The sequence below is a fragment of the Candidatus Phytoplasma phoenicium genome (genome assembly GCF_001189415.1).
GTDB classification, from domain to species: Bacteria; Bacillota_I; Bacilli_A; order Acholeplasmatales; family Acholeplasmataceae; genus Phytoplasma; species Phytoplasma phoenicium.
Window position 1 is genome coordinate 1 of sequence record NZ_JPSQ01000075.1, and the last position, 3,379, is coordinate 3,379.

At 26.4% G+C, this 3,379-nt stretch carries 1 protein-coding gene; it reads right to left on the reverse strand.

All coding sequences use genetic code 11. From position 1 onward, the window contains the following. Positions 1–3,379, reverse strand: a 3,379-nt coding sequence (locus AlmWB_RS01695) for an exonuclease domain-containing protein (protein WP_050337437.1), incomplete at both ends; no start/stop codon positions are given.

The following is a 3,379-nucleotide window of genomic DNA, read 5'->3' on the forward strand; positions in this document are numbered from 1 at the left end:
AATATTTTTTTTCTTTTTGATAAATATTTTCTAACATTCTTTGTACAAAATTAGTGCCAAATTCCGGAATAGCTAAAGAAGTAACATCATATTCTTCATTTTCTTGAAATGTTTGCGTATTAGAAGAAAAAATTTTATAAACATTTGGATCATCAATAGGAATATCTCGATAATTTTTAAACTTAAAACTTTGAGGATGAGAACGAACATAATCCATAAAAAATTTAATTAACATAGGATCATCATGTCCTAAAATATCCATTTTAAATAAATTATTTTCAAAAGAATGATAATCAAAATGAGTAGTTTTCCAAGTAGATGTGGTATCGTTAGCTGGGAATTGAACAGGTGTCACTTGATAAATAGAAATTTCTTTAGGTACTATAATAATACCACCAGGATGTTGACCAGTAGAACGTTTAACCCCTTCAATAATACTAGCTCGTCTATAAATTTCGCATGAACGAGTTTGTGATTCTAAATTTTTATCTTTAATAAAGCTTTTAACATAACCAAAAGCATATTGTTTGGCGACAGTTTGGATAGTTCCTGCACGATAAACATGTTCTTCGCCTATTAACTTTTTAATATAATTATGTGCTGTGCTTTGATAATCACCAGCAAAATTCAAATCAATATCCGGTGTTTTATTACCTTCAAAACCTAAGAAAGTTTCAAAAGGAATGTCTTGACCATCTTTTTTAAATGGAGTATTTTCACAAAAAGGACAGAAAGCATTTGGTAAATCATAGCCTGATAAAACAATTGCTAATTCCTTATAAGAGTTTTTATCTAATTTTTGTTGATGTTTTTTACTTATTTTGGTTATATAATTTTGAAATTGTTCGTCTTTTTTTTCTTCATCAGTCATTTGCACGACTGTATAATGACATTGAGGACAAAGATAATGGGGTTTGAGAGGATTTACTTCAGTTATTTCTAATATATTAGCAATTAAAGAAGAACCAATAGAACCACGAGATCCTACTGGATAATCATTGTCAATTGATTCTTTGACTAATAAATGTGTCAAATAATAAATTGGTGCAATACTTTTATTTGTGTTTGTATGTTCCTTAGTTCCTAAAATACTATTTAATTCTTTAGTGATTCTTTTTTGAATAATAGGATGAATGATTTCACCATATAAAGTCGCAATTTTGTTTTTGATTAAAATTTGCATTTCCTTTTTAATACTAGAAATTTTTAAATTTTTTTCAAAGGCATTATCTTTTAAAAAGAAAAGTTGATGAGGGAAAATTTGAATGTTTTCTATTTTTTTATTCAATACATGCGTGTTATGAATAACAATTTCTTCTTTTAAACGATTATCATGGATAAAAGAAAACGCTTCTAACATTTCTTGAGTTGTCATTAAATAATTTTCAGGTAAATATTCAGATGGATATTTATATAAACGGTGTAAACCACCACCGATTAACTTAGCATTAATATAAATTTCTCTATAAATTTTTTCGTATGGATGTAAATAATGCACATCTCCTGTAGCGATCACTATTTTCTTTTGTTCTTGAGCTATCGAAATAATTTTTAAAATAGCATTCTGAATTCTATTTAAACTTTGAGTTTGACTTTGTGTATCGTCCCCTCCTATTTCATAAATAATATGTTTATAAGCATGCAGTGGTTGTACTTCGATGTAATCATACTCCTTAATAATAGTTGCTAATTCTTCATCATTTTTATTTAAAGCAGCATCAAATACGTTACCTTCGAAACAACCGCTCCCAATTAATAAACCTTCTCTATATTTATGCAATTTGCTTTTAAGCAAACGTGGTTTTTTATAAAAATCAGTTGTTAAACTTTCACTCATTAAACGAAAAAGATTTTGATAACCTTTTTGATTACGCGCTAAAATATTAATATGATAAGATCTTTCAAAAACACCATTAACCTTTTCTTTTAAATCACTAAAAGTAAAGGCTTGTTTTAAAGTACCATCTTCTTGTTGGACTCCGTCTGGATGAGCTAATTTTTCAAACATTTTTATTAAAACTAAAGCAGTCGCACGAGCATCAAATAAAGCACGATGATATTGTCCTTCTATTATTTTCACTTTGAAAGATTTGATAAGTCTTTTTAAAGAAAAATATTTAAGATACTTACTAAAATATTGTTGTGATAAAGCTAAAGTATCAATAAATAATGGTTGTTCAAAAGTTAAATTTAATTTTTTTATTTTTTCTTCTAAAAAATCTATATCAAATTTAGCATTATGAGCTACTAAAACTTGATTTTTGATAAATGCTAAAAATTTTGGCAAAATGTTTTCTAAAAAAGGTTTATTGTTTAAATCTTCTTGACGAATACCTGTTAATTTAGTAATATTACTATTCAATTGTACTTCTGGACCTGGATTTACTAATTCATCAAAGACTTGATCTGTTATTTGGCCGTTTATAATTTTAACAGCAGATATTTCAATAATATGATCTTGAGTTTTAGAAAAACCAGTGGTCTCCATATCAAATACAACATAATTATGTTTGTTAAGTATAAAATCTGTCCAATGATTAATTTTTTCTTGATTTGTAATAAAAATAGGTTTTTCTTCGATAAAATCTGCTTCCACACCTAAAATTGGTTTAATCTTTTGATTTTGAGTGAATTTGGCAATGTCAGGAAAAGCATATAATCCATTATGATCTGTAAAAGCTATAGCTTCATGTCCCCAAGATAACGCTGTTTCTATATAATCTTTTACACTAGTAATAGCATCTAAATTAGACATTTTAGTATGTAAATGAAATTCAATTCTTTTTTTTCCAGGATAATCATCTTTTTTTTGCATCATCAAAGGTGTTGTTTCAATAATTTGATAAGTTTGTGTTAAAGGATCCTCTTTTTTAACATCAAAAGTAAAATAAAAATCTTGTTTTTTGGCATACTTATCTACGACTGAACGAATTTTGATCAAAATGCCATCACGAAAATCTTTTTGAAGTTGTTCTAATTGTACAATATTATCATCCAAAAATTTACGATAAACAATAGAATCTTGTTTAGTTTCTGCATCTACTAAATAAAAAGAAAATAAAATACTTTTTCCTTTAGTTTTAATATATTGAGGTTTTTGTACATAACCTTTAATGTAAAATTTAGGAAATTGCTGTTTAAAATCTATTAATTTGTGATCATTAAAGTAAGGGATATTTTTAAATGTAATCTCTTGTATTTCTTCATTACAATCATGTGAATTGATTTTAGACATATTTTTTATCCTTAATTTGAATAATAAATGATAATTTATTTTTAATTCTTGTTCTAACATAGGTAAATATTGATGATTAAGAATGGCGCCATAACTCTTTATAGCTAAAATTTCCTCAGAAAACTGAAATTCACATATTTTTTG